19 protein-coding genes are annotated in these 22,636 nt (G+C 60.7%); 1 reads left to right on the plus strand and 18 read right to left on the minus strand.

Annotation, left to right across the window (positions count from 1 at the left end; translation table 11 throughout):
* Positions 1 to 7: 7 nt before the first annotated feature.
* The 17 genes from nuoI to B348_RS0116420 form a co-directional block, all read right to left on the minus strand.
* Complete coding sequence (nuoI, locus tag B348_RS0116340; RefSeq protein ID WP_003174725.1) at positions 8 to 556, minus strand: NADH-quinone oxidoreductase subunit NuoI; 549 nt, start codon at positions 554 to 556, stop codon at positions 8 to 10.
* Between the two features lie 11 nt (positions 557 to 567).
* The gene (nuoH, locus tag B348_RS0116345) at positions 568 to 1,575 is read right to left on the minus strand and encodes an NADH-quinone oxidoreductase subunit NuoH (RefSeq protein WP_017737147.1); all 1,008 of its coding nucleotides are present in this window, start codon (positions 1,573 to 1,575) and stop codon (positions 568 to 570) included.
* Entirely contained in the window at positions 1,572 to 4,286 is a 2,715-nt protein-coding gene (nuoG, locus tag B348_RS0116350) for an NADH-quinone oxidoreductase subunit NuoG (RefSeq protein WP_017737148.1), read from the minus strand. Before nuoG ends, nuoH begins: the two co-directional genes overlap by 4 nt.
* 135 nt (positions 4,287 to 4,421) lie before the next feature.
* Entirely contained in the window at positions 4,422 to 5,777 is a 1,356-nt protein-coding gene (gene nuoF / locus B348_RS0116355; protein ID WP_003174722.1) for an NADH-quinone oxidoreductase subunit NuoF, read from the minus strand.
* Complete coding sequence (gene nuoE / locus B348_RS0116360; RefSeq protein ID WP_017737149.1) at positions 5,774 to 6,271, minus strand: NADH-quinone oxidoreductase subunit NuoE; 498 nt, start codon at positions 6,269 to 6,271, stop codon at positions 5,774 to 5,776. Before nuoE ends, nuoF begins: the two co-directional genes overlap by 4 nt.
* Positions 6,272 to 6,273: 2 nt before the next feature.
* Positions 6,274 to 8,058: an NADH-quinone oxidoreductase subunit C/D gene (gene nuoC, locus B348_RS0116365; RefSeq protein WP_026136827.1), complete on the minus strand. Its 1,785-nt coding sequence runs from the start codon at positions 8,056 to 8,058 to the stop codon at positions 6,274 to 6,276.
* A gap of 73 nt (positions 8,059 to 8,131) precedes the next feature.
* Positions 8,132 to 8,806 (minus strand): NADH-quinone oxidoreductase subunit B family protein, encoded by a 675-nt coding sequence (locus tag B348_RS0116370; protein WP_012724951.1) that lies wholly within the window; start codon positions 8,804 to 8,806, stop codon positions 8,132 to 8,134.
* A 10-nt stretch (positions 8,807 to 8,816) separates the two neighbouring features.
* Positions 8,817 to 9,230 (minus strand): NADH-quinone oxidoreductase subunit A, encoded by a 414-nt coding sequence (locus B348_RS0116375; protein ID WP_003219575.1) that lies wholly within the window; start codon positions 9,228 to 9,230, stop codon positions 8,817 to 8,819.
* Between the two features lie 659 nt (positions 9,231 to 9,889).
* Positions 9,890 to 11,215 carry an isocitrate lyase gene (gene aceA, locus B348_RS0116380; protein ID WP_017737152.1) on the minus strand — a complete coding sequence of 442 codons (1,326 nt, stop codon included), beginning with the start codon at positions 11,213 to 11,215 and terminating at the stop codon, positions 9,890 to 9,892.
* A gap of 489 nt (positions 11,216 to 11,704) precedes the next feature.
* Positions 11,705 to 12,442 (minus strand): secretin N-terminal domain-containing protein, encoded by a 738-nt coding sequence (locus B348_RS0116385; protein ID WP_017737153.1) that lies wholly within the window; start codon positions 12,440 to 12,442, stop codon positions 11,705 to 11,707.
* 230 nt (positions 12,443 to 12,672) lie between these two features.
* Complete coding sequence (locus B348_RS0116390) at positions 12,673 to 13,095, minus strand: GNAT family N-acetyltransferase (RefSeq protein WP_017737154.1); 423 nt, start codon at positions 13,093 to 13,095, stop codon at positions 12,673 to 12,675.
* A complete protein-coding gene (locus tag B348_RS0116395) occupies positions 13,088 to 14,254 on the minus strand; it encodes a cupin domain-containing protein (RefSeq protein WP_017737155.1) in 1,167 nt (388 codons plus the stop codon). The genes B348_RS0116390 and B348_RS0116395 overlap by 8 nt, the downstream gene beginning before the upstream one ends.
* Before the next feature lie 84 nt (positions 14,255 to 14,338).
* Entirely contained in the window at positions 14,339 to 15,709 is a 1,371-nt protein-coding gene (purB, locus tag B348_RS0116400) for an adenylosuccinate lyase (protein WP_017737156.1), read from the minus strand.
* A gap of 124 nt (positions 15,710 to 15,833) precedes the next feature.
* A complete protein-coding gene (hflD, locus tag B348_RS0116405) occupies positions 15,834 to 16,457 on the minus strand; it encodes a high frequency lysogenization protein HflD (protein ID WP_017737157.1) in 624 nt (207 codons plus the stop codon).
* Entirely contained in the window at positions 16,454 to 17,578 is a 1,125-nt protein-coding gene (mnmA, locus tag B348_RS0116410; RefSeq protein WP_017737158.1) for a tRNA 2-thiouridine(34) synthase MnmA, read from the minus strand. Before mnmA ends, hflD begins: the two co-directional genes overlap by 4 nt.
* 59 nt (positions 17,579 to 17,637) lie before the next feature.
* Positions 17,638 to 18,084: an NUDIX hydrolase gene (locus B348_RS0116415; RefSeq protein WP_017737159.1), complete on the minus strand. Its 447-nt coding sequence runs from the start codon at positions 18,082 to 18,084 to the stop codon at positions 17,638 to 17,640.
* 216 nt (positions 18,085 to 18,300) lie between these two features.
* Positions 18,301 to 20,526 carry an NADP-dependent isocitrate dehydrogenase gene (locus B348_RS0116420; RefSeq protein WP_017737160.1) on the minus strand — a complete coding sequence of 742 codons (2,226 nt, stop codon included), beginning with the start codon at positions 20,524 to 20,526 and terminating at the stop codon, positions 18,301 to 18,303.
* Between the two features lie 493 nt (positions 20,527 to 21,019).
* Here B348_RS0116420 and icd point away from each other — a divergent pair, with 493 nt between their 5' ends.
* Positions 21,020 to 22,276, plus strand: a complete 1,257-nt coding sequence (gene icd, locus B348_RS0116430; RefSeq protein ID WP_026136829.1) for an NADP-dependent isocitrate dehydrogenase — start codon at positions 21,020 to 21,022, stop codon at positions 22,274 to 22,276.
* 77 nt (positions 22,277 to 22,353) lie between these two features.
* Here the strand turns inward: icd and cspD are convergent, their stop codons facing one another.
* Complete coding sequence (cspD, locus tag B348_RS0116435) at positions 22,354 to 22,620, minus strand: cold shock domain-containing protein CspD (protein WP_157356515.1); 267 nt, start codon at positions 22,618 to 22,620, stop codon at positions 22,354 to 22,356.
* Positions 22,621 to 22,636: the final 16 nt, after the last annotated feature.

Consider the following 22,636-nt stretch of genomic DNA (forward strand, 5'->3'; position numbering starts at 1 on the left):
TTCTTCCTTAAGGCAGCAAGCTCTTTACGTTGATCGGCTCGGCTTCGTTTTGTGCGGCGCCTTTCGGCTTACCGGCAACGGCCATACCTGCAACACGATAGAAGTTGTAATCAGGGTTTTTACCGGGACCAGAGATCAGCAGATCTTCTTTCTCGTACACCAGGTCCTGACGTTTGAACTCGGCCATCTCGAAATCCGGTGTCAGCTGGATCGCGGTGGTCGGGCAAGCTTCCTCGCAGAGGCCGCAGAAAATGCAGCGCGAGAAGTTGATGCGGAAGAAGTCCGGGTACCAGCGACCGTCTTCGGTTTCAGCTTTCTGCAGGGAGATGCAACCCACTGGGCACGCCACGGCGCACAGGTTGCAGGCTACGCAACGCTCTTCGCCATCGGGGTCGCGGGTCAGCACGATACGGCCGCGATAGCGCGGCGGCAGGTACACCGCTTCTTCCGGGTATTGCAGGGTGTCGCGTTTGCGGAAGCCATGGCCGAAAACCATCACCAGGCTTCGCAACTGGGTACCAGTACCCTTAACGATGTCGCCAATATATTTGAACATGGGTCAAATCCTCACTGAACCGCGCCGGCTGGCGTGTTCAACAACACAACGGCAGCCGTCACCAGCAAATTGATCAGGGTCAGCGGCAGGCAGAAGCGCCAGCTGAAATCCATCACCTGGTCGTATCGTGGACGCGGAATGGAAGCGCGCAGCAGGATGAACAACATGATGAAGAACGCGGTCTTGAGGAAGAACCAGAAGAACGCCAACTGCGGCAGGATGCCGAACGGACCGTGCCAGCCGCCGAAGAACAGCGTGACCAGCAGGGCCGAGATCAAGATGATGCCGATGTACTCACCGACGAAGAACATGCCCCATTTCATGCCGGCGTATTCAATGTGGTAACCGTCGGCCAGTTCCTGTTCCGCTTCCGGTTGGTCGAACGGGTGACGGTGAGTCACGGCGACGCCAGCGATGAAGAAGGTACAGAAGCCGAAGAACTGCGGAATGATGAACCACAGGTTCTGCGCCTGGTACTCGACGATGTCGCGCATGTTGAACGAGCCCACCTGCACCACGATGCCCATCAGCGCCAGGCCCATGAACACTTCGTAGGACACGGTCTGGGCCGAAGCCCGCAAGCTGCCCAGCAGGGCGAACTTGTTGTTACTGGCCCAACCGGCGAACAGCACCGCGTAGACCGACAGGCCGGCCATGGCGAAGAAGAACAGCAAGCCGATGTTCAGGTCCGCCACGCCCCAGGTCGGGGTGATCGGGATGATCGCGAAGGCGATCAGCAAGGCGCTCATGGCCACGACCGGTGCCAGGGTGAAGATCACCTTGTCGGCAAACGGCGGGGTCCAGTCTTCCTTGAAGAACATTTTCAGCATGTCGGCCGCGATCTGGAACATGCCGAACGGGCCCACGCGGTTCGGACCGTAACGGTCCTGCCACCAGCCCAGCAGGCGACGTTCGACGAAGCTGAGCAGGGCGCCCGCGACGACCACGGCCAACAGGATCACGATGGCCTTGACCACCGAAATGATCACGTCAATTACTTCCGGCGTGAACCAAGTCATTGCGCTGCCTCCTGCAGACCGTCAACGGTTTTGCCAAAGATCGCCGCAGGAATACCGGCGATGCCTTTAGGCAGTGCGATCAGGCCAGCGCCCAGCTCTTCGTTGATACGCAGCGGCAGACGCAGGGTCTGGCCGGCCACGTTGAGGCTGAGCAGGGCACCGTCGTTGACGCCAAGGCGGTCGGCTTCGGACTTGGCCACGGACACGTAGGCGGCGGGGATGCGCTCTTGCACCGGTGCGGCCTTGGAAGAGTTCTCTTCGCTGCCGAACAGGTGGAAGAACGGCACAACCTGCCAGGTGCCCTGGGCCGGGTTGAACGGACGCGGTACGGCAGCGAACCAGTTCAGGGCGTCACCAGTGCTTTCGATCAGGCGGGTGCCCGGGTCGCCAGCGCGGATATGACCACCGACTTCGTCCTGGAACTTGTTCCAGGCCTGCGGCGAGTTCCAGCCCGGCGACCAGGCGAATGGCACCTGCTGACGCGGTTCGGCCGAACCCGAGTAGCCTTCCATGGAGAAGGCGAACGCGGTATCCGGGTCTTGCGGCGTACGTGGTTCGTGCACGCTGATATTGGCGCGCATGGCGGTACGACCGGAGTAACGCAGCGGTTCACGGGCCAGTTTCATGCCCTTGATGCGGAACGCGGCGGATGGCGCAGCATCGATGATGCGCGCCAGTTGCGGCGTGCTGGCAGCGGTGGCGGCGGTCACGTGGTCGAGCTGGGTCCAGTCGATCGGCTGGGTCAGCAGGGTGGCGCGCAGGGCATGCAGCCAGCGCCAGCCTTCGTGAACCAGGATGCTGGCGTCCATGTACTTCGGATCGAACACCTGGAAGAAGCGCTGGGCGCGGCCTTCCTGGCTGACCAGGGTACCGTCGCCTTCGGCGAAGGTGGCGGCTGGCAGCACCAGGTCGGCCCGTTCGCTGGTGGCGGTGGTCTGGTGGTCGGCGACGATCAGCACCTTGGCTGCGTCCAGTGCCGCGTCAACCTTGGCGGCATCGGTGCGGGTGTACAGGTCGTTTTCCAGCACCACGATGGCGTCGGCGTTGCCGTCGATCACCGCTTGCAGGCCAGCGTCCAGGGACTCGCCACCGAGCATGGCCAGGCCAAGGCTGTTGGCTTCCGGCACCACCAGGCTGATGGAACCGTTCTTGTCGCGCAGCTTCAAGGCTTTGGCGATGTTGGCTGCGGCTTCGATCAGCGCCATGGAACCCAACGAGGTGCCGGCAATGATCAGTGGACGCTTGGCAGCCAGCAGGGCGTCGGCGATACGCTGGGCCAGGGCCACGGCTTCGCTGTCCAGGCCTTCGACGGCAGGGGCGCTGGCGTCGAGGGCGTGGGCCACGGCGAAACCGATGCGGGCCAGGTCGTCCGGTGCGGCGTGCACGCATTCTTCGGCGATGTCGTCGAGCTTGGTCTCAGCCAGGCTGGCGATAAACAGCGGGTTCAGCGCGTGCTGGCCGATGTTTTTCACCGCGGCGTCGAGCCATGGCTGGACGCGCATGGCGTCGGCCATGTCTTCGGCCTTGCCTTTCACCGACTGGCGCAGGGACAGGGCCACGCGGGCAGCGGTCTGGGTCAGGTCTTCGCCTAGGACGAAGATGGCGTCGTGGTCTTCGATGTCGCGCATGTTCGGGACTGGCAGCGGGCTGTCGTTCAGCACTTGCAGGACCAGGCGGATGCGCTCCAGCTCAGCGGCTTCGATACCGCTGTAGAAGTGCTCGGCGCCGACCAGTTCGCGCAAGGCGAAGTTGCTTTCGAGGCTGGCGCGCGGCGAACCGATGCCGACGATGTTGCGGCCGCGCAGCAGGTCGGCGGCTTTATCCAGCGCGTCGTCCAGGCTCAGCTTGGCGCCACCGGCCAGCAGAGGCTGGCGTGGGCGGTCTGCGCGGTTGACGTAGCCATAGCCGAAACGGCCACGGTCGCACAGGAAGTACTGGTTGACCGAACCGTTGAAGCGGTTTTCGATGCGACGCAGTTCGCCGTAGCGCTCGCCCGGGGAGATGTTGCAACCGCTGGAGCAGCCATGGCAGATGCTCGGGGCGAACTGCATGTCCCACTTGCGGTTGTAGCGCTCGGAGTGAGTCTTGTCGGTGAACACACCGGTCGGGCAGACCTCGGTGAGGTTGCCGGAGAACTCGCTTTCCAGTACGCCGTCTTCAACGCGACCGAAGTACACGTTGTCGTGGGCGCCGAACACGCCGAGGTCAGTACCGCCGGCGTAGTCTTTATAGAAGCGCACGCAGCGGTAGCAGGCGATGCAGCGGTTCATTTCGTGGGAAATGAACGGGCCCAGTTGCTGGTTCTGGTGGGTACGCTTGGTGAAGCGATAACGGCGCTCGTTGTGGCCGGTCATCACTGTCATGTCTTGCAGGTGGCAGTGACCGCCTTCCTCACAGACCGGGCAGTCGTGGGGGTGGTTGGTCATCAGCCATTCGACGACACTGGCGCGGAACGCCTTGGATTCTTCATCTTCGATGGAGATCCAGGTGTTGTCGGTGGCTGGGGTCATGCACGACATGACGATACGACCACGGGTGTCGTTCTCGTCGGTGTATTGCTTGACCGCACACTGGCGACAGGCACCGACGCTACCAAGCGCGGGGTGCCAGCAGAAATACGGGATGTCGAGGCCGAGTGACAGACACGCCTGTAACAGGTTGTCCGCCCCATCGACTTCGAGCGCTTTGCCGTCTACGTGGATAGTGGCCATGGTTCAAAGTTCTTCGTTGGCCCGTTGTCAGCGGGCGTGGCTAATGGAATCTTGTTATTCATGTGCATCTACACAGCCGTTAAGGCGCCGGCACATGAGAAAGCGAAGGGCACGGACCCTTCGCTTCTTTAAGCGTTACGCGCCGACTACGATCGGCCTCGCCAGAGGCGGGACGGCGGCGCTGGTAGGCGCGATGCCGGCTTCGAACTCCGAGCGGAAGTATTTGATAGCGCTGCCCAATGGCTCCACGGCGCCCGGTGCGTGCGCACAGAACGTCTTGCCTGGGCCGAGGAAACCGACCAGACCCAGCAGGGTCTCGATGTCGCCCTCGCGGCCTTCGCCGTTTTCCAGGGCCATCAGCAGTTTCACGCTCCACGGCAGACCGTCGCGGCATGGGGTGCAGAAGCCGCAGGATTCGCGGGCGAAGAACTGTTCCATGTTGCGCAGCAGCGAGACCATGTTCACGGTGTTGTCCACCGCCATCGCCAGGCCGGTACCCATCCGGGTGCCGACCTTGCCGATGCCGCCGGCATACATCTGTGCGTCGAGGTGCTCGGGGAGCAGGAAACCGGTACCGGCGCCGCCTGGCTGCCAGGCTTTCAAGGTGTAGCCGTCGCGCATGCCGCCGGCGTAGTCCTCGAACAGTTCGCGTGCGGTGACGCCGAACGGCAGTTCCCACAGGCCAGGGTTCTTGACCTTGCCGGAGAAGCCCATGAGCTTGGTGCCCATGTCTTCGCTGCCTTCGCGGGCCAACGATTTGTACCAGTCCACGCCGTCGGCGATGATCGCCGGCACGTTGCACAGGGTTTCGACGTTGTTCACGCACGTCGGCTTGCCCCACACGCCAACGGCGGCAGGGAAGGGCGGCTTGGAGCGCGGGTTGGCGCGGCGGCCTTCGAGGGAGTTGATCAGTGCGGTTTCTTCACCGCAGATATAACGCCCGGCGCCGGTGTGCACGAACAGTTCGAAGTCGAAACCCGAACCGAGAATGTTCTTGCCCAGCAGGCCCGCGGCCTTGGCTTCTTCCACGGCACGGTTGAGGTGCTTGGCGGCGGTGGTGTACTCGCCCCGCAGGAAGATATAGCCACGGTAGGTTTTCAGCGCGCGGGCGCTGATCAGCATGCCTTCGATCAGCAGATGGGGCAGTTGCTCCATCAGCATGCGGTCTTTCCAGGTGTTCGGCTCCATTTCATCCGCGTTGCACAGCAGGTAGCGGATGTTGATGGATTCGTCTTTTGGCATCAGGCCCCACTTCACGCCAGTGGGGAAGCCTGCACCGCCGCGACCTTTGAGGCCGGCGTCTTTCACAGTCTGGACGATATCGTCCTGGGCCATGTCGGCGAAGGCTTTGCGCGCCGCTGCGTAACCGTTCTTGGCCTGGTACTCGTCCAGCCATACCGGCTCGGCATCGTCACGCAGGCGCCAGGTCAGCGGGTGGGTTTCAGGCGAACGCTTGATCAGGTTGGCCGGGCCGAAAGATGTAAGGGTCATGGGTAGCCCTCGAGCAATTGGGTCACGCCAGCTGCCTGTACGTCACCGAATGTGTCGTCGTCGATCATCAACGCCGGCGCCTTGTCGCAGTTGCCCAGGCAGCACACCGGCAGCAGGGTGAAACGCCCGTCTGCGGTGGTCTGGCCGAGGCCGATGCCCAGTTTGGTCTGGATCGCGTCGACCACTTTCTCGTGGCCACCGATGTAGCAGACCATGCTGTCGCACACGCGAATGATGTGGCGGCCTACGGGCTGACGGAAGATCTGGCTGTAGAACGTGGCCACGCCTTCAACGTCGCTGGCCGGGATGCCGAGGATCTCGCCGATGGCGTAGAGGGCGCCGTCCGGCACCCAGCCACGTTCCTTCTGGACGATCTTCAAGGCTTCGATCGACGCCGCGCGCGGGTCTTCGTAGTGATGCAACTCGTGCTCGATGGCCGAGCGCTCGGTTTCACTGAGGGTGAAACGGTCTGTCTGGATAAGCGTGCTGTTCATGCTTAGCGGTCCACGTCGGCCATAACGAAATCGATACTACCCAGGTACGCAATCAAGTCCGCGACCATCTCGCCTTTGATCACCGAAGGGATCTGCTGCAAGTGCGGGAAGCTTGGGGTACGAATCCGGGTGCGGTAGCTCATGGTGCCGCCATCGCTCGTCAGGTAATAACTGTTGATACCCTTGGTCGCTTCAATCATCTGGAAGGATTCGTTGGCCGGCATGACCGGGCCCCACGAAACCTGCAGGAAGTGCGTGATCAGGGTTTCGATGTGTTGCAGCGTGCGCTCTTTCGGCGGCGGCGTGGTCAGCGGGTGATCCGCCTTGTACGGGCCGGCCGGCATGTTGCGCATGCACTGCTCGATGATCTTCAGGCTCTGGCGCATTTCTTCGACGCGCACGATGCAACGGTCGTAGGCATCGCCATTGGCCGCCAGCGGTACTTCAAATTCGAAGTTCTCGTAGCCGGAGTACGGGCGCGCCTTGCGCAGGTCGAAATCGCAACCGGTGGAACGCAGGCCAGCACCGGTGACGCCCCATTCGAGGGCCTCTTTGGTGTTGTAGGCAGCGACGCCGATGGTCCGACCCTTGAGGATGCTGTTGTCCAGCGCAGCCTTTTGGTACTCGTCCAGACGCTTGGGCATCCAGTCGATGAATTCCTTGACCAGGCGCTCCCAGCCGTTCGGCAGGTCGTGGGCCACGCCGCCGATGCGGTACCAGGCCGGGTGCAGGCGGAAACCGGTGATGGCTTCGATGACCTTGTAGGCGCGCTGACGGTCGGTGAAAGTGAAGAACACCGGGGTCATGGCGCCGACGTCCTGGATATAGGTACCCAGGAACAGCAGGTGGCTGGTGATGCGGAAGAACTCGGCCATCATGATGCGGATGGTGTCGACGCGGTCCGGGACCTTGATGCCGGCCAGCTTCTCGACCGAGAGCACGTACGGCAGGTTGTTCATCACGCCGCCGAGGTAGTCGATACGGTCGGTGTACGGGATGAAGCTGTGCCACGACTGGCGCTCAGCCATCTTCTCGGCACCACGGTGGTGGTAGCCGATGTCCGGCACGCAGTCGACGATTTCTTCGCCGTCCAGTTGCAGGATGATACGGAAGGCACCGTGGGCCGAAGGGTGGTTCGGGCCCAGGTTGAGGAACATGTAGTCCTCGTTGGTGCCGGAGCGTTTCATGCCCCAGTCTTCCGGACGGAAGCGCGCGGCTTCTTCTTCAAGCTGCTGCTTGGCGAGGTTGAGGCTGAACGGGTCGAATTCGGTGGCGCGGGCAGGGAAGTCCTTGCGCAGCGGGTGACCTTCCCACGTGGGCGGCATCATGATGCGCGTCAGGTGCGGGTGGCCCGGGAAGTCGATACCGAACATGTCCCAGACTTCACGCTCGTACCAGCTGGCGTTCGGCCAGATACCGGTCACGGTCGGGACGCTCAGGTCGCTTTCGCTCAGCGCGACCTTGATCATCACGTCGCTGTTACGTTCGATCGACATCAGGTGGTAGAACACGGTGAAGTCGGCGCCACTCGGCAGCCCTTGACGCTTGGTGCGCAGACGCTCGTCCACGCCATGCAGGTCATAGAGCATGACGTACGGCTTGGGCAGGTTACGCAGGAAGGTCAGGACTTCGACGAGCTTGGCGCGCGCCACCCACAGCACCGGCATGCCGGTGCGCGTGGCCTGGGCGGTGAAGGCGTCAGGGCCAAAACGGTTATTGAGTTCGACGACCACATCCTGGTCGTCTGCCTTATAAGGCGGGATGTACAGAGCGCTGCCTGTAGTCATGGTTTTTTTATCGCTTTCGGTCAACGTAAAGAATGAAGCCAGGTTTTCGTTCTATAAAAAGAAGCGGACTGGATCAGACTTCGTCGGGGCTGCGCAGGTTGGTCACTGCGATTCGCTGTTCGCGGCGCTGTTCCTTTTGCGAAGGCATCTCGGCGCGGTAAACGCCTTGATCGCCAACGACCCAGGACAGTGGGCGACGCTCCTTGCCAATCGATTCCTGCAACAGCATCAAGCCTTGCAGGAACGCTTCGGGGCGGGGCGGGCAGCCGGGCACGTAGACATCCACGGGCAGGAACTTGTCCACCCCTTGGACAACGGAGTAGATGTCGTACATGCCACCGGAGTTGGCGCACGAACCCATGGAGATAACCCACTTCGGTTCGAGCATTTGCTCGTAGAGACGCTGGATGATCGGCGCCATCTTGATGAAGCAGGTGCCGGCGATAACCATGAAATCCGCCTGGCGCGGTGATGCCCGGATAACTTCGGCGCCGAAGCGTGCGATGTCGTGGGGCGCCGTGAAGGCAGTGGTCATTTCCACGTAGCAGCACGAAAGGCCGAAGTTGTACGGCCACAGGGAGTTTTTACGCCCCCAGTTGACCGCGCCACTCAGCACGTCTTCCAGCTTGCCCATGTAGATGTTTTTGTGGACTTGATCTTCTAACGGATCGGAGACGGTTTCCCGTTCGCCGATAGGGTACTGATCGTTAGGAGCATCCGGGTCGATCCTGGTGAGATTGTATTGCATCGCCAAAGCCTCATTGTTTCAGCTTCGCTTGCCGCTTACGACGAGCTTCCGGAGCCCAGTCAAGGGCGCCCACTCGGAATAGGTAGACAAGGCCTGCCAACAGAATTGCTATGAAAACGAGAGCTTCGACGAATCCGGTCCAGCCGCTTTCGCGGACGGACACAGACCAGGCAAAGAGAAAGAGGGCTTCGATATCGAAGATCACGAACAGCATCGCGACCAGATAGAATTTGGCTGAGAGCCGCAAGCGGGCGCCACCTGTAGGTAGCATGCCGGACTCGAACGGTTCGTTTTTGCTGCGGCCCCAGGCTTTTGACCCGAGGAGGCTGGAGACACCAAGCATGAAGGCGCAAAGGCCGACAACACCGAGAAGGAAAATGGCAAAGCCCCAGTTGTGGGCCATGAGTCCTGTCGCTTCGGTCATGCTGGAAGTCCTTAACAGAGAGCAAGGGTCTCTGAGCTTAAAAAAGTAACGATGCAGTGACGATATGTCGCACTGCAATCAATCGCGGTGATTTTATGGCTAAACACCGGGCAAGTAAAATTCCTATAGCGAAATTATTCGATGGAATAAGGACATAGTGCACCTCGATGGGGCTGCAACCCTTGTGTGGTGGGCATTAGCGGGCATTTAATCAAATGTGTTTTGTTTAAGCGGTAACGAAGTTTTCATGCGCCAAATGATAATGAATATTGTTTGCGTGGGGTTTAAGCGAATGTTTCGCGTGTGGCGGGGGAAGTTGTCGTTACTTGCTTGATTGCTGCTTAGTTGATGACGGGGATCTTTTAGCCGATCTGGTCAGCGCGAATACCGCTCTGGATCAATGTTTTGCCAAAAATCTTCTGAATGAATGCATTCCCCCTGTGGGAGCGGGCTTGCCCCCGATGGCGGTGCGTCAGAGATGAATCGAGTGTCTCGCCCACCGCCATCGCAGGCAAGCCAGCTCCCACATTTTGATCTGTGTGGTGTCAGTCGGATTTTTATCAGCGCAAAAAAAAACGCCCCGAACAGGTCGGGGCGTGATTTTTTGCGGCACTGCGGTTAGGTCTTCCTTGGGGCCGCAGTGGCCGTGTACGCGGTGCTTAGTGGAACTGCTCTTCTTCGGTCGAACCGGTCAGCGCGGTCACGGACGAGGAGCCGCCCTGGATCACGGTGGTCATGTCGTCGAAGTAGCCGGTGCCCACTTCCTGCTGGTGCGCCACGAAGGTGTAGCCTTTGGCGGCGTCGGCGAATTCCTGCTCTTGCAGCTTCACGTAGGCAGTCATGTCGTTGCGGGCGTAGTCGTGCGCCAGGTTGAACATGCTGTGCCACATGTTGTGAATGCCGGCCAGGGTGATGAACTGGTGCTTGTAGCCCATGGCGGACAGTTCGCGCTGGAATTTGGCGATGGTCGCGTCGTCCAGGTTCTTCTTCCAGTTGAAAGAAGGCGAGCAGTTGTAGGACAGCAGTTGGTCCGGGTATTCCTTCTTGATCGCCTCGGCGAAGCGACGGGCTTCGTCCAGGTCTGGCTTGGCGGTTTCACACCAGATCAGGTCAGCGTACGGCGCGTAGGCCAGGCCGCGGGCGATGGCCTGGTCGAGACCGGCACGCACCTTGTAGAAACCTTCCTGGGTGCGTTCGCCAGTGACGAACGGCTGGTCGTACGGGTCGCAATCCGAGGTCAGCAGGTCCGCGGCGTTGGCGTCGGTACGGGCCAGGATGATGGTCGGTGTACCGGCAACGTCAGCCGCCAAACGTGCAGCGGTCAGCTTCTGTACAGCTTCCTGGGTTGGCACCAATACCTTGCCGCCCATGTGGCCGCATTTCTTCACCGACGCCAGTTGGTCTTCGAAGTGCACGCCGGCAGCGCCTGCCTCGATCATGCTCTTCATCAGCTCGTAGGCGTTGAGTACGCCGCCGAAACCAGCCTCGGCGTCAGCCACGATTGGCGCGAAGTAGTCGATGTAGCCTGCGTCGCCTGGGTTCTTGCCGGCTTTCCACTGGATCTGGTCGGCACGACGGAACGAGTTGTTGATGCGCTTGACCACGGTTGGAACCGAATCCACCGGGTACAGCGACTGGTCGGGGTACATGGATTCAGCGGAGTTGTTGTCCGCTGCCACTTGCCAGCCGGACAGGTAGATCGCCTGGATGCCGGCTTTTACCTGTTGCACTGCCTGGCCGCCAGTGAGGGCGCCCATGCAGTTGACGAAATCTTTGTCGGGACGGAAGGACGGCTTGGCACCTTGGGTGACCAGGTTCCACAGCTTCTCGGCGCCGAGTTTTGCAAAGGTGTGCTCCGGTTGAACCGAGCCACGCAGGCGGACGACGTCAGCAGCGGAATAAGCGCGGGTCACGCCTTTCCAGCGTGGGTTTTCAGCCCAGTCTTTTTCGAGGGCTGCAATTTGCTGTTCGCGTGTCAGTGCCATGGGAGTAAACCTCGTCGCGTCTTGTTTAGAAGATCCGTTTTCCAGCCGTGCAATCGATGCGTGGGCAGGGCTGCTCGCTGACCAGAAGCTTAGGCGGTCATGTCGGGTTTGGCGGGGAATGCGACGGGATGAACGTGTTGCGAGAGGAGGAGTTGAGCAGGTAGGGGCGAACTGCGGGCAGTCTTCGGGCGTCGTGGGCCTTTGTACGAACCATCAGTGTGTAGCCGGGTTACCTGGTTGGCTTCCGTCCCTCGGGACAACTTCGTTCCAGTCGCAACCTCGTCAAACACACCTTGTGGGCGGTACAGACACGAATCGGCTCGGGTGGGTAGCTTGGAGCGCGATCCGAAGGCCCTTGCCAGGGCCCCTGATTAGCGGGAGCGAGGCCATCATGCCCATGCTTTTTTGGCTCGTCAAATGTTTTGTAGTGCTTATTTTCAAGCACTACATCTTTAGTCTAAGACGACTCATCAGTCAGTTTTTGGTGCTTCAGTTCAGGGTGTCGACCTTGACCCGCAAAGTCAGGTCATCGCGGCCCTGAGTAGAGTAAGTGCGGGTTCCAGAGGATTTGTCGGCCTGGGTCTCGCGGTTGATCCCGGCCAGAGGGATCCATTCACCCAAGCGGCCGCTGACGGTTGTGTCGGTACTTTGCACGCTCACTACATCGGGACGTTCCTGGCTCATGCGGTCACGGTTGGTACTGATGGCCAGGTGAACGGTCTCGCCGGTGACGCTGGCGGTCACGTAGAAGCCCTGGGTCACGTTGCGGTATTGGGTCTGGTTTTGCGGGCGACCGTAGGCGTCCGGTTGGGTGGTGGTCAGCGGCACGCTCTGGCCGACCTGGATCAGCGCCGGCACGCCTTCGCTGGCCTGGATCTGCTGTACGCCGCCGTCGCGGCTGGCGGTGCCGTAGCTGATGATGCGGGTCTGGCTGTCGCCGCTGTTCTGCTGGTTGTTCTCGTTGGTGTCGACGGTGATCAGCAGGCGCTTGGCCGGGGTGTCGAGTTGCGCGAGCAGGGCGCGCAGGTCCTGGATCTTGCCGGGGTCGGCCTTGACAATAAGCTGGTTGCCGTAGGCGCTGACGGTGCCGTCCTTGCCGATGAAGTTCTGCGCCACGGGCAGCAGGTCGGCACTGGTGCGGTTGCTCAGGTTGACCACTTCGGTGTCGGCCATGGCCGTGACGCTGGTGGCCAGCAGGAGAGCGGTGAGCAGGGTGCGTAGGGACATATCCGTTATCTCTGCGAGTCATTAGGCTTGATAGTGCCAGTTTGTCGGCCTGGCGGGGCGCAAGTTGAATCGTAGACGGCAAAATGCCCTGGCAGGGCAGGGCATTTTGGGGTGTTGCTGCAAAAGGCATCGCAGGCAAGCCAGCTCCCACATTTGACCGAGTACATCCTTTGGAATGCGATCGCCTGTGGGAGCTGGCTTGCCTGCGATGCAGGCGACGCGGTCTCGGATCAGCCCTCGCGCACCATATCGACATGAGGAATCCCGACTTCAAGAAACTCCTCACTGACGATCTTGAACCCCAATCGCTCATAAAACGGCGCCGCATACACCTGCGCACTGAGAAACTGCTTCGTCTGGCCACGCTGCTCAGCCACGCCAATCACCGCTTCCATCAGCTTGTCGCCGACTTTAAGCCCGCGCCAATCCTTGAGCACCGACACGCGCCCGATCTCGCCGCTGGGCAGCAAGCGGGCGGTGCCAATCGGAAAGTCGCCTTCGAAGGCGAGGAAATGCACGGCGTCAGCGTCGTCTGCATCCCATTCCAGCTCTGGGGGTACCGATTGCTCAGCGATAAATACCGCTTCACGAATGCGCCGTATCTCGGCGATATCCTTTTGCCAGTCCGCGACACTTACGTGAATCTTATTCATCGGCAAACCCCAGGCTTCCTTGCTTGACCAGTTCGCACAGCAGATCGCGGCCGTCTTCGTCCGCCAGCCACGGGCCGAGGTTTTCGGCGTGCAGGGCGTCGGCGGCGCAGATCAGTTTCAGCAGCTCGCGCAGTTTGCCCGGCAGGTAACGGCTCTGGCCGCTGGCGAACAGCAGAACGTCGTCGTCCACTTCCGACCAGGCCATGCGCGCGCTCGGGTTGCGCACCAGGATCGCGCCGTCTTGCAGGGCGCCGAGGAAGTCGTCCTCGCCCAGCTCTTCGCCGGCCACCAGTTCCGGGTAGCGCGGCTCGGTCATGAACTGGCCGAACCAGGTCAGCAGCATGCGCTCGTCGCTCATGTGCTCGGCCAGCAGGCTTTTCAGGCGGTCGAGGGCGTCGCTCTGGATCTGGTGCGGGTCGCTGACCGGCTGGGCGTCGGCGTCGGTGTAGCGCTCTTCGTCGGTCAGGTACTGGGCGAGGAAGTCGGTGAAGTGGGTCAGTACTTCGGCCGCGCTCGGTGCACGGAAACCCACGGAGTAGGTCATGCAGTCGTCTTCGGCGATGCCGAAGTGGGCCAGGCGCGGTGGCAGGTAGAGCATGTCGCCCGGCTCCAGCACCCATTCGGCGCTTTCTTCGAATTCGGCGAGGATGCGCAGGTCTGCGTGTTGCAGCAGCGGGCTTTCGGAGTTGCACATCTGGCCGATTTTCCAGTTGCGCTTGCCTTGGGCTTGCAGCAGGAACACATCGTAGTTGTCGAAGTGCGGGCCAACGCTGCCGCCGGGTGCGGCAAAGCTGATCATCACGTCGTCGATGCGCCAGCTTGGCAGGAAGCGGAACTGCTCCAGCAGCTCGGCGACTTCCGGCACGAACTGGTCGACGGCTTGTACCAGCAGGGTCCACTCGCGCTCAGGCAGCGCGCCGAAAGCATCTTCGGCGAACGGGCCGCGACGCAGCTCCCACGGACGTTCGCCGTGTTCGATCACCAGGCGCGACTCGACTTCTTCTTCCAGGGCCAGGCCGGCCAGTTCGTCGGCGTCGATCGGGCTTTCGAAATCGGGGATCGCCTGGCGGATCAGCAGCGGTTTTTTCTGCCAGTAGTCGCGCAGGAATTCCCGTGCCGTGATGCCGCCCAGAAGTTGAAGAGGGATGTCAGGATTCATGTGTAACCTATTGAAAGAAAGCACTTTTCAGACTGGAATAAAAACGCCCGGCGCGGCCGGGCGTCTCAAAGGGTCTTGCGATGATCAGATGCGCTTGGCTTGCTCTACAGCGTTGCCGATGTAGTTGGCCGGGGTGAGCAGTTTCAGCTCGGCCTTGGCCGCGGCTGGCATGTCCAGGCCGTCGATGAAAGTTTGCAGCGCCTCGGGGCTGATGCCCTTGCCGCGCGTCAATTCTTTCAGCTTCTCGTACGGGTTTTCGATGTTGTAGCGACGCATCACGGTCTGGATCGGCTCGGCCAGGACTTCCCAGCACGCGTCCAGGTCAGCGGCGATCTTCTGCGCGTTGAGCTCCAGCTTGCTGATGCCTTTGAGGCTGGCTTCGTACGCGATCACGCTGTGAGCGAAGCCCACGCCGAGGTTGCGCAGTACGGTGGAGTCGGTCAGGTCGCGCTGCCAGCGGGAGATCGGCAACTTGCTGGCCAGGTGCTGGAACAGGGCGTTGGCGATGCCGAGGTTGCCTTCGGAGTTTTCGAAGTCGATCGGGTTGACCTTGTGCGGCATGGTCGACGAACCGATTTCACCGGCAATGGTGCGCTGCTTGAAGTAGCCCAGGGAGATGTAGCCCCAGATATCGCGATCGAAGTCGATCAGGATGGTGTTGAAGCGCGCAATGGCGTCGAACAGCTCGGCGATGTAGTCGTGCGGCTCGATCTGCGTGGTGTACGGGTTGAAACCCAGGCCCAGCTCGTCTTCGATGAAGGCGCGGGCGTTTTCTTCCCAGTCGATTTCCGGGTAGGCGGAGAGGTGGGCGTTGTAGTTGCCCACGGCGCCGTTGATCTTGCCCAGCAGCGGCACGGCGGCGACCTGAGCGATCTGACGCTCCAGGCGGTACACCACGTTGGCCAGTTCTTTGCCCAGGGTGGTCGGCGAGGCCGGCTGACCGTGGGTGCGCGACAGCATCGGCACGTCGGCGAAGCGGATCGCCAGTTCACGGATGGCGTTGGCGGTCTGGCGCATCAGCGGCAGCATCACGTCATCACGGCCTTCGCGCAGCATCAGGGCGTGGGACAGGTTGTTGATGTCCTCGCTGGTGCAGGCAAAGTGGATGAACTCGCTGACCTGGGCCAGTTCCGGCAGCTTGGCGGCTTGCTCTTTGAGCAGGTACTCGATGGCTTTGACGTCGTGGTTGGTGGTGCGCTCGATCTCTTTCACACGCTCGGCGTGCTCCAGGGAAAAGTTTTCCGCCAGGGTGTTGAGCACAGCGTTGGCTTCGGCGGAAAACGCCGGCACTTCGCTGATGGCGGGGTGAGCGGCCAGGCGCTGGAGCCAGCGCACTTCAACCAGAACACGAGCACGGATCAGACCGTATTCGCTGAAAATAGGGCGCAGGGCCTGGGTTTTGCCGGCGTAGCGGCCGTCAACAGGGGAAACCGCAGTGAGCGAAGAGAGCTGCATGGGGTGTTCTCGGACAGTCGGGCAACGAAATGGGGCGCGTATCATACATGAAAAAATCCGCCGGTCCGTCGCCAACTGACCGGCGTATTACGCGTAACGCTTGAAAAAATGCGGTTGCTGCGACTTATTCGTTGCGCATCAACGGGTAAAGCTCTTTGAGCAATTTGCGCCGGCTGATCACCAACTGCCAACGATGACCGCCCAACTGGCGCCACAACCGCGCCGAACGAATACCGGCCAGGAGCAGGGCGCGGATTTTCGAGGCGTTGTTCGGTTGTTGCAGGTTGCGCATGTCGCCGTGGACCTGGATCCGCTGGCGCAAGGTGCTCAAGGTGTCCTGATACAGCGCACCGCAGGCGGCGATCACGTTTTCGTGGGCCGGGCCGAAGTGTTCCACCTGGGATTGAATCTGTGGCAGGCGCTTGCCGATGACTTCCAGCATGTCCTCGCGCTTGGCCAGTTGCCGCTCCAGGCCGAGCATCGACAGGGCGTAGCGCAACGGCTCGCGCTGCAGGGTGCTGGGGTCGCGCTCCAGGGCGCCGATCAGCGCGCGGTAGCCTTCACGCAGCGCGATGTCGTCGCCGCCGTAGACTTCCAGGGTGTCCTTGGGGTCGCGGATCAACAGGCTGCCGAGCATGCAGGTCAGTCCCGCCTCGGTGACCTGGCCGGTCTTGGCGATCTTGTCCACCAGGACGGCGGCGAGGAAGACCCCGCCCAGTGCCGTCAATTGTTCCTGGGTCGGGCTCATGCCGGGTTGCTCCAGGCTTCGGCCACTTCAATCACGCCGCCGCCCAGGCAGATTTCGCCGTCGTAGAACACCACGGACTGGCCGGGCGTGACCGCGCGTTGCGGGTCATCAAAGGTGGCGCGATAGCCGGTAGCGGTCTTTTCCAGCGTGCACGGCTGGTCGCTTTGGCGATAGCGCACCTTGGCCGTCAGGCGGCGCGGGGCGCTCAGGTCGATCGGGTTGACCCAATAGATTTCCGAAGCCAGCAGGGCGCCGGAGAACAGCAGCGGGTGCTCGTTGCCCTGGCCGACGATCAGCTCGTTGTTTTCCAGGTCCTTGACCAGCACGTACCACGGCTCTTCCCCGGCGTCTTTCAAGCCGCCGATGCCCAGGCCCTGGCGTTGGCCGATGGTGTGGTACATCAGGCCGTGGTGGCGGCCGATGACTTCACCGTCGGTGGTCTTGATCTCGCCCGGTTGTGCCGGCAGGTATTGCTTGAGGAAGTCGCTGAAGCGGCGCTCGCCGATAAAGCAGATCCCGGTGGAATCCTTCTTCTTGGCCGTGGCGAGGCCGTGCTTTTCGGCGATCTTGCGTACTTCGGGTTTTTCCAGTTCGCCCACCGGGAACAGGGTCTTGGCGATCTGCTCGCCGCCGACGGCGTGCAGGAAGTAGCTCTGGTCCTTGTTCGGGTCCAGGCCTTTGAGCAGTTCGGTGCGGCCATCGATGTCACGGCGGCGCACGTAGTGGCCGGTGGCGATCAGGTCGGCGCCCAGCATCATGGCGTAGTCGAGGAACGCCTTGAACTTGATTTCGCGGTTGCACAGGATGTCCGGGTTCGGCGTGCGACCGGCCTTGTACTCGGCCAGGAAGTGCTCGAACACGTTGTCCCAGTACTCGGCGGCGAAGTTGGCGGTGTGCAGCTTGATACCGATCTTGTCGCACACGGCCTGGGCGTCCGCCAGGTCGTCCATGGCGGTGCAATATTCCGTTCCATCGTCTTCTTCCCAGTTCTTCATGAACAGGCCTTCCACCTCATAACCCTGCTCCATGAGCAGAACGGCGGAAACGGAAGAATCCACGCCGCCGGACATGCCGACGATGACGCGCTTCTTTTGTGTGTCAGAAGGGGCTGGATCACGCATAGGGTTTCAACGGGTGTCTTGAAAAAGGACGCGATTCTATCAGGCTCGGGCCTTCAAGGCTAAAGAGAAGGGCGGATCAATTCCAGGCTGTGGCGCTGGCCGGCCAAATAATCATCGATACAGCGGATGATCAGCTCGCTGCGCCAGTCTTCGCGCACGGCCAGCAGCTCGTCACGGGTCAGCCAGCGGGCGCGGATGATGCCTTCGTCGAGTTGATAGTCCGGGTGGTGTTTCAGGGCCTTGGCGATGAAGCAAACCCGTTGATAGGTCACGCCATTGCTCGGGGCGGTGTAGAGGTAGATGCCGACGATGCCGGTGGCTTCCACATCCCAGCCGGTTTCTTCGAGGGTTTCGCGCACGGCGGCTTCGGTGAGGGTTTCATGCGGGTCGAGGTGGCCGGCGGGCTGGTTGAGTACGGCGCGGCCGTTTTTCAGTTCTTCGACCATGAGGAAGCGGCCGTTGTCTTCGACGATGGTGGCGACGGTGATGTGGGGTTGCCAGGTCATAAACGGCCTCAAGGATGATGTGGCTGGAGAAACTCGGTCGATGTGGGAGCTGGCTTGCCTGCGATGGCGGTGGGCCAGCTGCGGCGGTATCAACTGGCAGACAGCTATCGCAGGCAAGCCAGCTCCCACATTTGATTGGGTTTCTTCAATGCAATCGGGGGTGGTGCAAACAGAAACCCCGGCACTGGGCCGGGGCTTCTTTGCATCCTTACAACCTTACTTCAACTTGGCAATCGCCGCATTGAGGGTGTTGCTCGGGCGCATGGCCTTGCCTGTCAGCTCCGGGCTCGGCGCGTAGTAGCCGCCGATGTCCACTGGCTTGCCCTGTACGGCGTTGAGCTCGGCAACGATGGTTGCTTCGTTCGCGGTCAGGGTTTCGGCCAGTTCGCCGAACTGCGCTTGCAGTGCAGTGTCTTCGCTCTGGGCGGCCAGGGCTTGTGCCCAGTACAGCGCCAGGTAGAAGTGGCTGCCGCGGTTGTCGATGTTGCCGACTTTGCGCGATGGCGACTTGTTGTTGTCGAGGAACTGGCCAGTGGCCTGGTCCAGGGTCTTGGACAGGACCAGGGCTTTCGGGTTGTTGTACGTCACACCCAAATGCTCAAGGGAAGCCGCCAGGGCCAGGAACTCGCCCAGGGAATCCCAGCGCAGGAAGTTCTCTTCCACCAGTTGCTGCACGTGCTTCGGAGCCGAACCGCCGGCGCCGGTTTCGAACAGGCCGCCGCCGTTCATCAGCGGCACGATGGACAGCATCTTGGCGCTGGTGCCCAATTCCATGATCGGGAACAGGTCGGTCAGGTAGTCGCGCAGTACGTTGCCGGTCACCGAGATGGTGTCCAGGCCCTTGCGGGTGCGCTCCAGGGTGAACTTCATCGCATCGACCGGGGCCATGATGCGGATGTCCAGGCCTTCGGTGTTGTGGTCTTTCAGGTAGGCCTGAACTTTCTCGACCACGACGCCGTCGTGCGCACGCTTAGGGTCCAGCCAGAAGATCGCTGGGGTGTTGCTGGCGCGAGCACGGTTGACGGCCAGTTTGACCCAGTCCTGGATCGGCGCGTCTTTGGTCTGGCACATGCGGAAGATGTCGCCGGCTTCGACGTTCTGTTCCATCAGCAGGTTGCCCTTGCTGTCGGTGACGCGGACTACGCCGTCAGCCTTGATCTGGAAGGTCTTGTCGTGGGAACCGTACTCTTCGGCTTTCTTCGCCATCAGGCCAACGTTTGGCACGCTGCCCATGGTGGTTGGGTCGAACGCGCCATTGGCCTTGCAGTCTTCGATGACGGCTTGGTAGATGGTGGCGTAGCAGCGATCCGGGATCACGGCCTTGGTGTCGTGCAGCTGGCCGTCGGTGCCCCACATCTTGCCGGAGTCACGGATCATCGCTGGCATCGAGGCGTCGACGATGACGTCGCTCGGTACGTGCAGGTTGGTGATGCCTTTGTCGGAGTTGACCATCGCCAGGGAAGGGCGAGCGGCGTAGACCGCCTGGATGTCGGCTTCGATCTGCGCTTGCTGGTCGGCCGGCAGGGCCTTGATGCGAGCGTACAGGTCGCCGATGCCGTTGTTCAGGTTGAAGCCGATCTGCTCCAGCACGACAGCGTGCTTGGCCAGGGCGTCTTTATAGAACTCGGCAACGATCTGGCCGAACATGATCGGGTCGGAGACCTTCATCATGGTGGCTTTCAGGTGGACCGACAGCAGCACGCCTTGTTGCTTGGCGTCTTCGATTTCAGCGGCGATGAACGCGCGCAGGGCTTTCTTGCTCAGTACGGCGGTGTCGATGATTTCGCCGGCCTGTACCGAAGTCTTTTCCTTCAGGACAGTGGCGGTGCCGTCTTGGGCGATCAGTTCGATCTTCACGGCGTCAGCGGCTTCGATCTGTACGGCTTTTTCGCTGCCGTAGAAGTCGCCGTTGTTCATGTGGGCGATGTGCGACTTGGAGTCGGCCGCCCAGGCGCCCATCTTGTGCGGGTGCTTGCGTGCGTAGTTCTTGACCGACAGCGGTGCGCGGCGGTCGGAGTTGCCTTCGCGCAGTACCGGGTTCACGGCGCTGCCCTTGACCTTGTCGTAACGTGCACGGGTTTCTTTTTCCGCGTCGGTGGTTACGGTTTCCGGGTAGTCCGGCAGGGCGTAGCCCTGGGCCTGCAGTTCCTTGATCGCGGCTTGCAGCTGCGGGGTCGAGGCGCTGATGTTAGGCAGCTTGATGATGTTGGCTTCAGGCGTAACGGCCAGGTCGCCCAGTTCGGCGAGGTGGTCCGGGATAGCCTTGGCGCCCAGTTGCTCGGGGAAGCTTGCGAGGATGCGCGCGGCGAGGGAGATGTCGCGGGTTTCCACGGCAATATCAGCGGAAGCGGTGAAGGCCTCTACGATAGGCAGCAGTGAATAGGTGGCGAGGGCCGGGGCTTCGTCGGTGAAGGTGTAGATGATCTTCGAGCGGGTGGGCATATTCGGATTAACTCTCTTCTTTGCTGAAAGCGTGCGCAGAAACTCGAGATGCGCCGGGTGGAGCGCGTTCGTTCAAAGTCATCCATGAGCGAAATGTCGAGGTTTCTTCGCGGTGATGTTGGGTTGCATCAGTCGAGCGTCAAGCGTTTGGACTATTGTAATAGTCCTGCTTTCTGGCTGAAGGCTACTGTCTAGAGCGGTCAGCCGTCGTGACTCTTGGGTCAGCGGCGGCATTATACATAGGTCGCTATGCTTACGCCGAGCCTTCATACAAAAGGTGTGTCGTCCATTGGTCTAAAGGTCGCAGGTGCCGAGCTACGCCAAAAGTCGCAGGATGTGCTCAGGATTGGCGATTTTGCCTTTGATTTCAGGCTTGTAGGCGACTAAATATGCTGTTTTCGATGCAAGTGAGCATGGCGCGAGGTTTCGGTCGTCATTTATCTGGAGTAGGCTCGAACGCAGCCAGATGTTCAATCCATAGATGGAGTTCAGCATGGGATACAAGAAGATTCAGGTTCCAGCCGTCGGCGACAAAATCACCGTCAATGCAGACCATTCTCTCAATGTTCCTGATCACCCAATCATCCCGTTTATCGAAGGTGACGGTATCGGCGTCGACATCAGCCCGGTGATGATCAAGGTGGTCGACGCCGCTGTTGAAAAAGCCTACGGCGGCAAGCGCAAGATCTCGTGGATGGAGGTGTATGCCGGCGAAAAGGCCACGCAAGTCTACGACCAGGACACCTGGCTGCCCCAGGAAACCCTGGATGCGGTCAAGGATTACGTGGTTTCCATTAAAGGCCCGCTGACCACGCCGGTGGGTGGCGGCATCCGTTCGCTGAACGTGGCCCTGCGCCAGCAGCTCGACCTGTATGTGTGCCTGCGCCCGGTGCGCTGGTTCGAAGGCGTGCCGAGCCCGGTGAAAAAGCCGGGGGATGTGGACATGACCATCTTCCGCGAGAACTCCGAGGATATTTACGCCGGCATCGAATGGAAAGCCGGTTCGCCGGAAGCCATCAAGGTGATCAAGTTCCTCAAGGAGGAAATGGGCGTTACCAAAATTCGTTTTGACCAGGATTGCGGGATTGGCGTGAAGCCGGTTTCCAAGGAAGGCACCGAACGTCTGGCGCGTAAGGCCCTGCAATATGTAGTGGATAACGATCGCGACTCGCTGACCATCGTGCATAAAGGCAACATCATGAAGTTCACCGAAGGCGCCTTTAAAGAGTGGGCCTACGGGATTGCCGAGAAAGAGTTCGGCGCGACGTTGCTCGATGGCGGCCCTTGGATGCAATTCAAGAACCCGAAGACCGGCAAGAATGTCGTGGTTAAAGATGCCATTGCTGACGCCATGCTCCAGCAGATCCTGCTGCGTCCGGCCGAGTATGATGTAATCGCCACCCTCAACCTCAATGGTGATTACCTGTCTGACGCCTTGGCGGCAGAAGTGGGTGGTATTGGTATTGCGCCAGGGGCCAATCTGTCTGACACCGTAGCGATGTTCGAAGCAACCCACGGCACTGCGCCGAAATATGCGGGCAAGGACCAGGTCAACCCCGGTTCGCTGATCCTGTCGGCGGAGATGATGCTGCGCCATATGGGCTGGACCGAAGCGGCCGACCTGATCATCAAGGGCACCAATGGTGCGATTTCGGCCAAGACCGTGACCTACGACTTCGAGCGCTTGATGGATGGCGCGAAATTGGTGTCATCGTCCGGCTTTGGTGAGGCGTTGATCTCGCACATGTAAAGGCAATACAAATAAAGGCCACCCCAAGCTGATTGGGGTGGCCTTTTTTTATCGCGGCGCTCTCACTTGTCGGCGGATCAGGCCGTTTGTTTCTTTTCTTTGTGAGTGTGCGAATGTGCGTGATCGTCAGGCTGCGGTTGTATGGCGTTGGTGATTGCCACGGCGTGCAGCCCTTTGGGTCCTTGAATAATCTCAAAATTCACAGGTTGCCCCGCTTTCAGCGTCTTGTATCCATCCATTTGGATCGCTGAGTAATGCGCAAAAAGATCTTCGCTTTTACCATCTTCAACGACGAAGCCGTAGCCTTTGGCATTGTTGAACCACTTGACCTTACCACTAGCCATCTCCATATCCCTCTGC

This window comes from Pseudomonas sp. CBZ-4 (genome assembly GCF_000346755.1).
In the GTDB taxonomy this organism is placed as follows: Bacteria; Pseudomonadota; Gammaproteobacteria; order Pseudomonadales; family Pseudomonadaceae; genus Aquipseudomonas.

Excerpts from the sequence above, each read along its gene's own strand:
- nuoE (WP_017737149.1), bottom strand. The coding sequence starts at position 6,271 with ATGAACAGCACGCTTATCCAGACAGACCGTTTCACCCTCAGTGAAACC.
- nuoI (WP_003174725.1), bottom strand. The coding sequence starts at position 556 with ATGTTCAAATATATTGGCGACATCGTTAAGGGTACTGGTACCCAGTTG.
- aceA (WP_017737152.1), bottom strand. The coding sequence starts at position 11,215 with ATGGCACTGACACGCGAACAGCAAATTGCAGCCCTCGAAAAAGACTGG.
- B348_RS0116385 (WP_017737153.1), bottom strand. The coding sequence starts at position 12,442 with ATGTCCCTACGCACCCTGCTCACCGCTCTCCTGCTGGCCACCAGCGTC.
- B348_RS0116370 (WP_012724951.1), bottom strand. The coding sequence starts at position 8,806 with ATGCAATACAATCTCACCAGGATCGACCCGGATGCTCCTAACGATCAG.
- nuoC (WP_026136827.1), bottom strand. The coding sequence starts at position 8,058 with ATGACTACAGGCAGCGCTCTGTACATCCCGCCTTATAAGGCAGACGAC.
- B348_RS0116375 (WP_003219575.1), bottom strand. The coding sequence starts at position 9,230 with ATGACCGAAGCGACAGGACTCATGGCCCACAACTGGGGCTTTGCCATT.
- hflD (WP_017737157.1), bottom strand. The coding sequence starts at position 16,457 with ATGAGCCCGACCCAGGAACAATTGACGGCACTGGGCGGGGTCTTCCTC.
- nuoG (WP_017737148.1), bottom strand. The coding sequence starts at position 4,286 with ATGGCCACTATCCACGTAGACGGCAAAGCGCTCGAAGTCGATGGGGCG.
- nuoF (WP_003174722.1), bottom strand. The coding sequence starts at position 5,777 with ATGACCCTTACATCTTTCGGCCCGGCCAACCTGATCAAGCGTTCGCCT.
- purB (WP_017737156.1), bottom strand. The coding sequence starts at position 15,709 with ATGCAGCTCTCTTCGCTCACTGCGGTTTCCCCTGTTGACGGCCGCTAC.
- cspD (WP_157356515.1), bottom strand. The coding sequence starts at position 22,620 with ATGGCTAGTGGTAAGGTCAAGTGGTTCAACAATGCCAAAGGCTACGGC.
- nuoH (WP_017737147.1), bottom strand. The coding sequence starts at position 1,575 with ATGACTTGGTTCACGCCGGAAGTAATTGACGTGATCATTTCGGTGGTC.
- B348_RS0116390 (WP_017737154.1), bottom strand. The coding sequence starts at position 13,095 with ATGAATAAGATTCACGTAAGTGTCGCGGACTGGCAAAAGGATATCGCC.
- mnmA (WP_017737158.1), bottom strand. The coding sequence starts at position 17,578 with ATGCGTGATCCAGCCCCTTCTGACACACAAAAGAAGCGCGTCATCGTC.
- B348_RS0116395 (WP_017737155.1), bottom strand. The coding sequence starts at position 14,254 with ATGAATCCTGACATCCCTCTTCAACTTCTGGGCGGCATCACGGCACGG.
- icd (WP_026136829.1), top strand. The coding sequence starts at position 21,020 with ATGGGATACAAGAAGATTCAGGTTCCAGCCGTCGGCGACAAAATCACC.
- B348_RS0116415 (WP_017737159.1), bottom strand. The coding sequence starts at position 18,084 with ATGACCTGGCAACCCCACATCACCGTCGCCACCATCGTCGAAGACAAC.
- B348_RS0116420 (WP_017737160.1), bottom strand. The coding sequence starts at position 20,526 with ATGCCCACCCGCTCGAAGATCATCTACACCTTCACCGACGAAGCCCCG.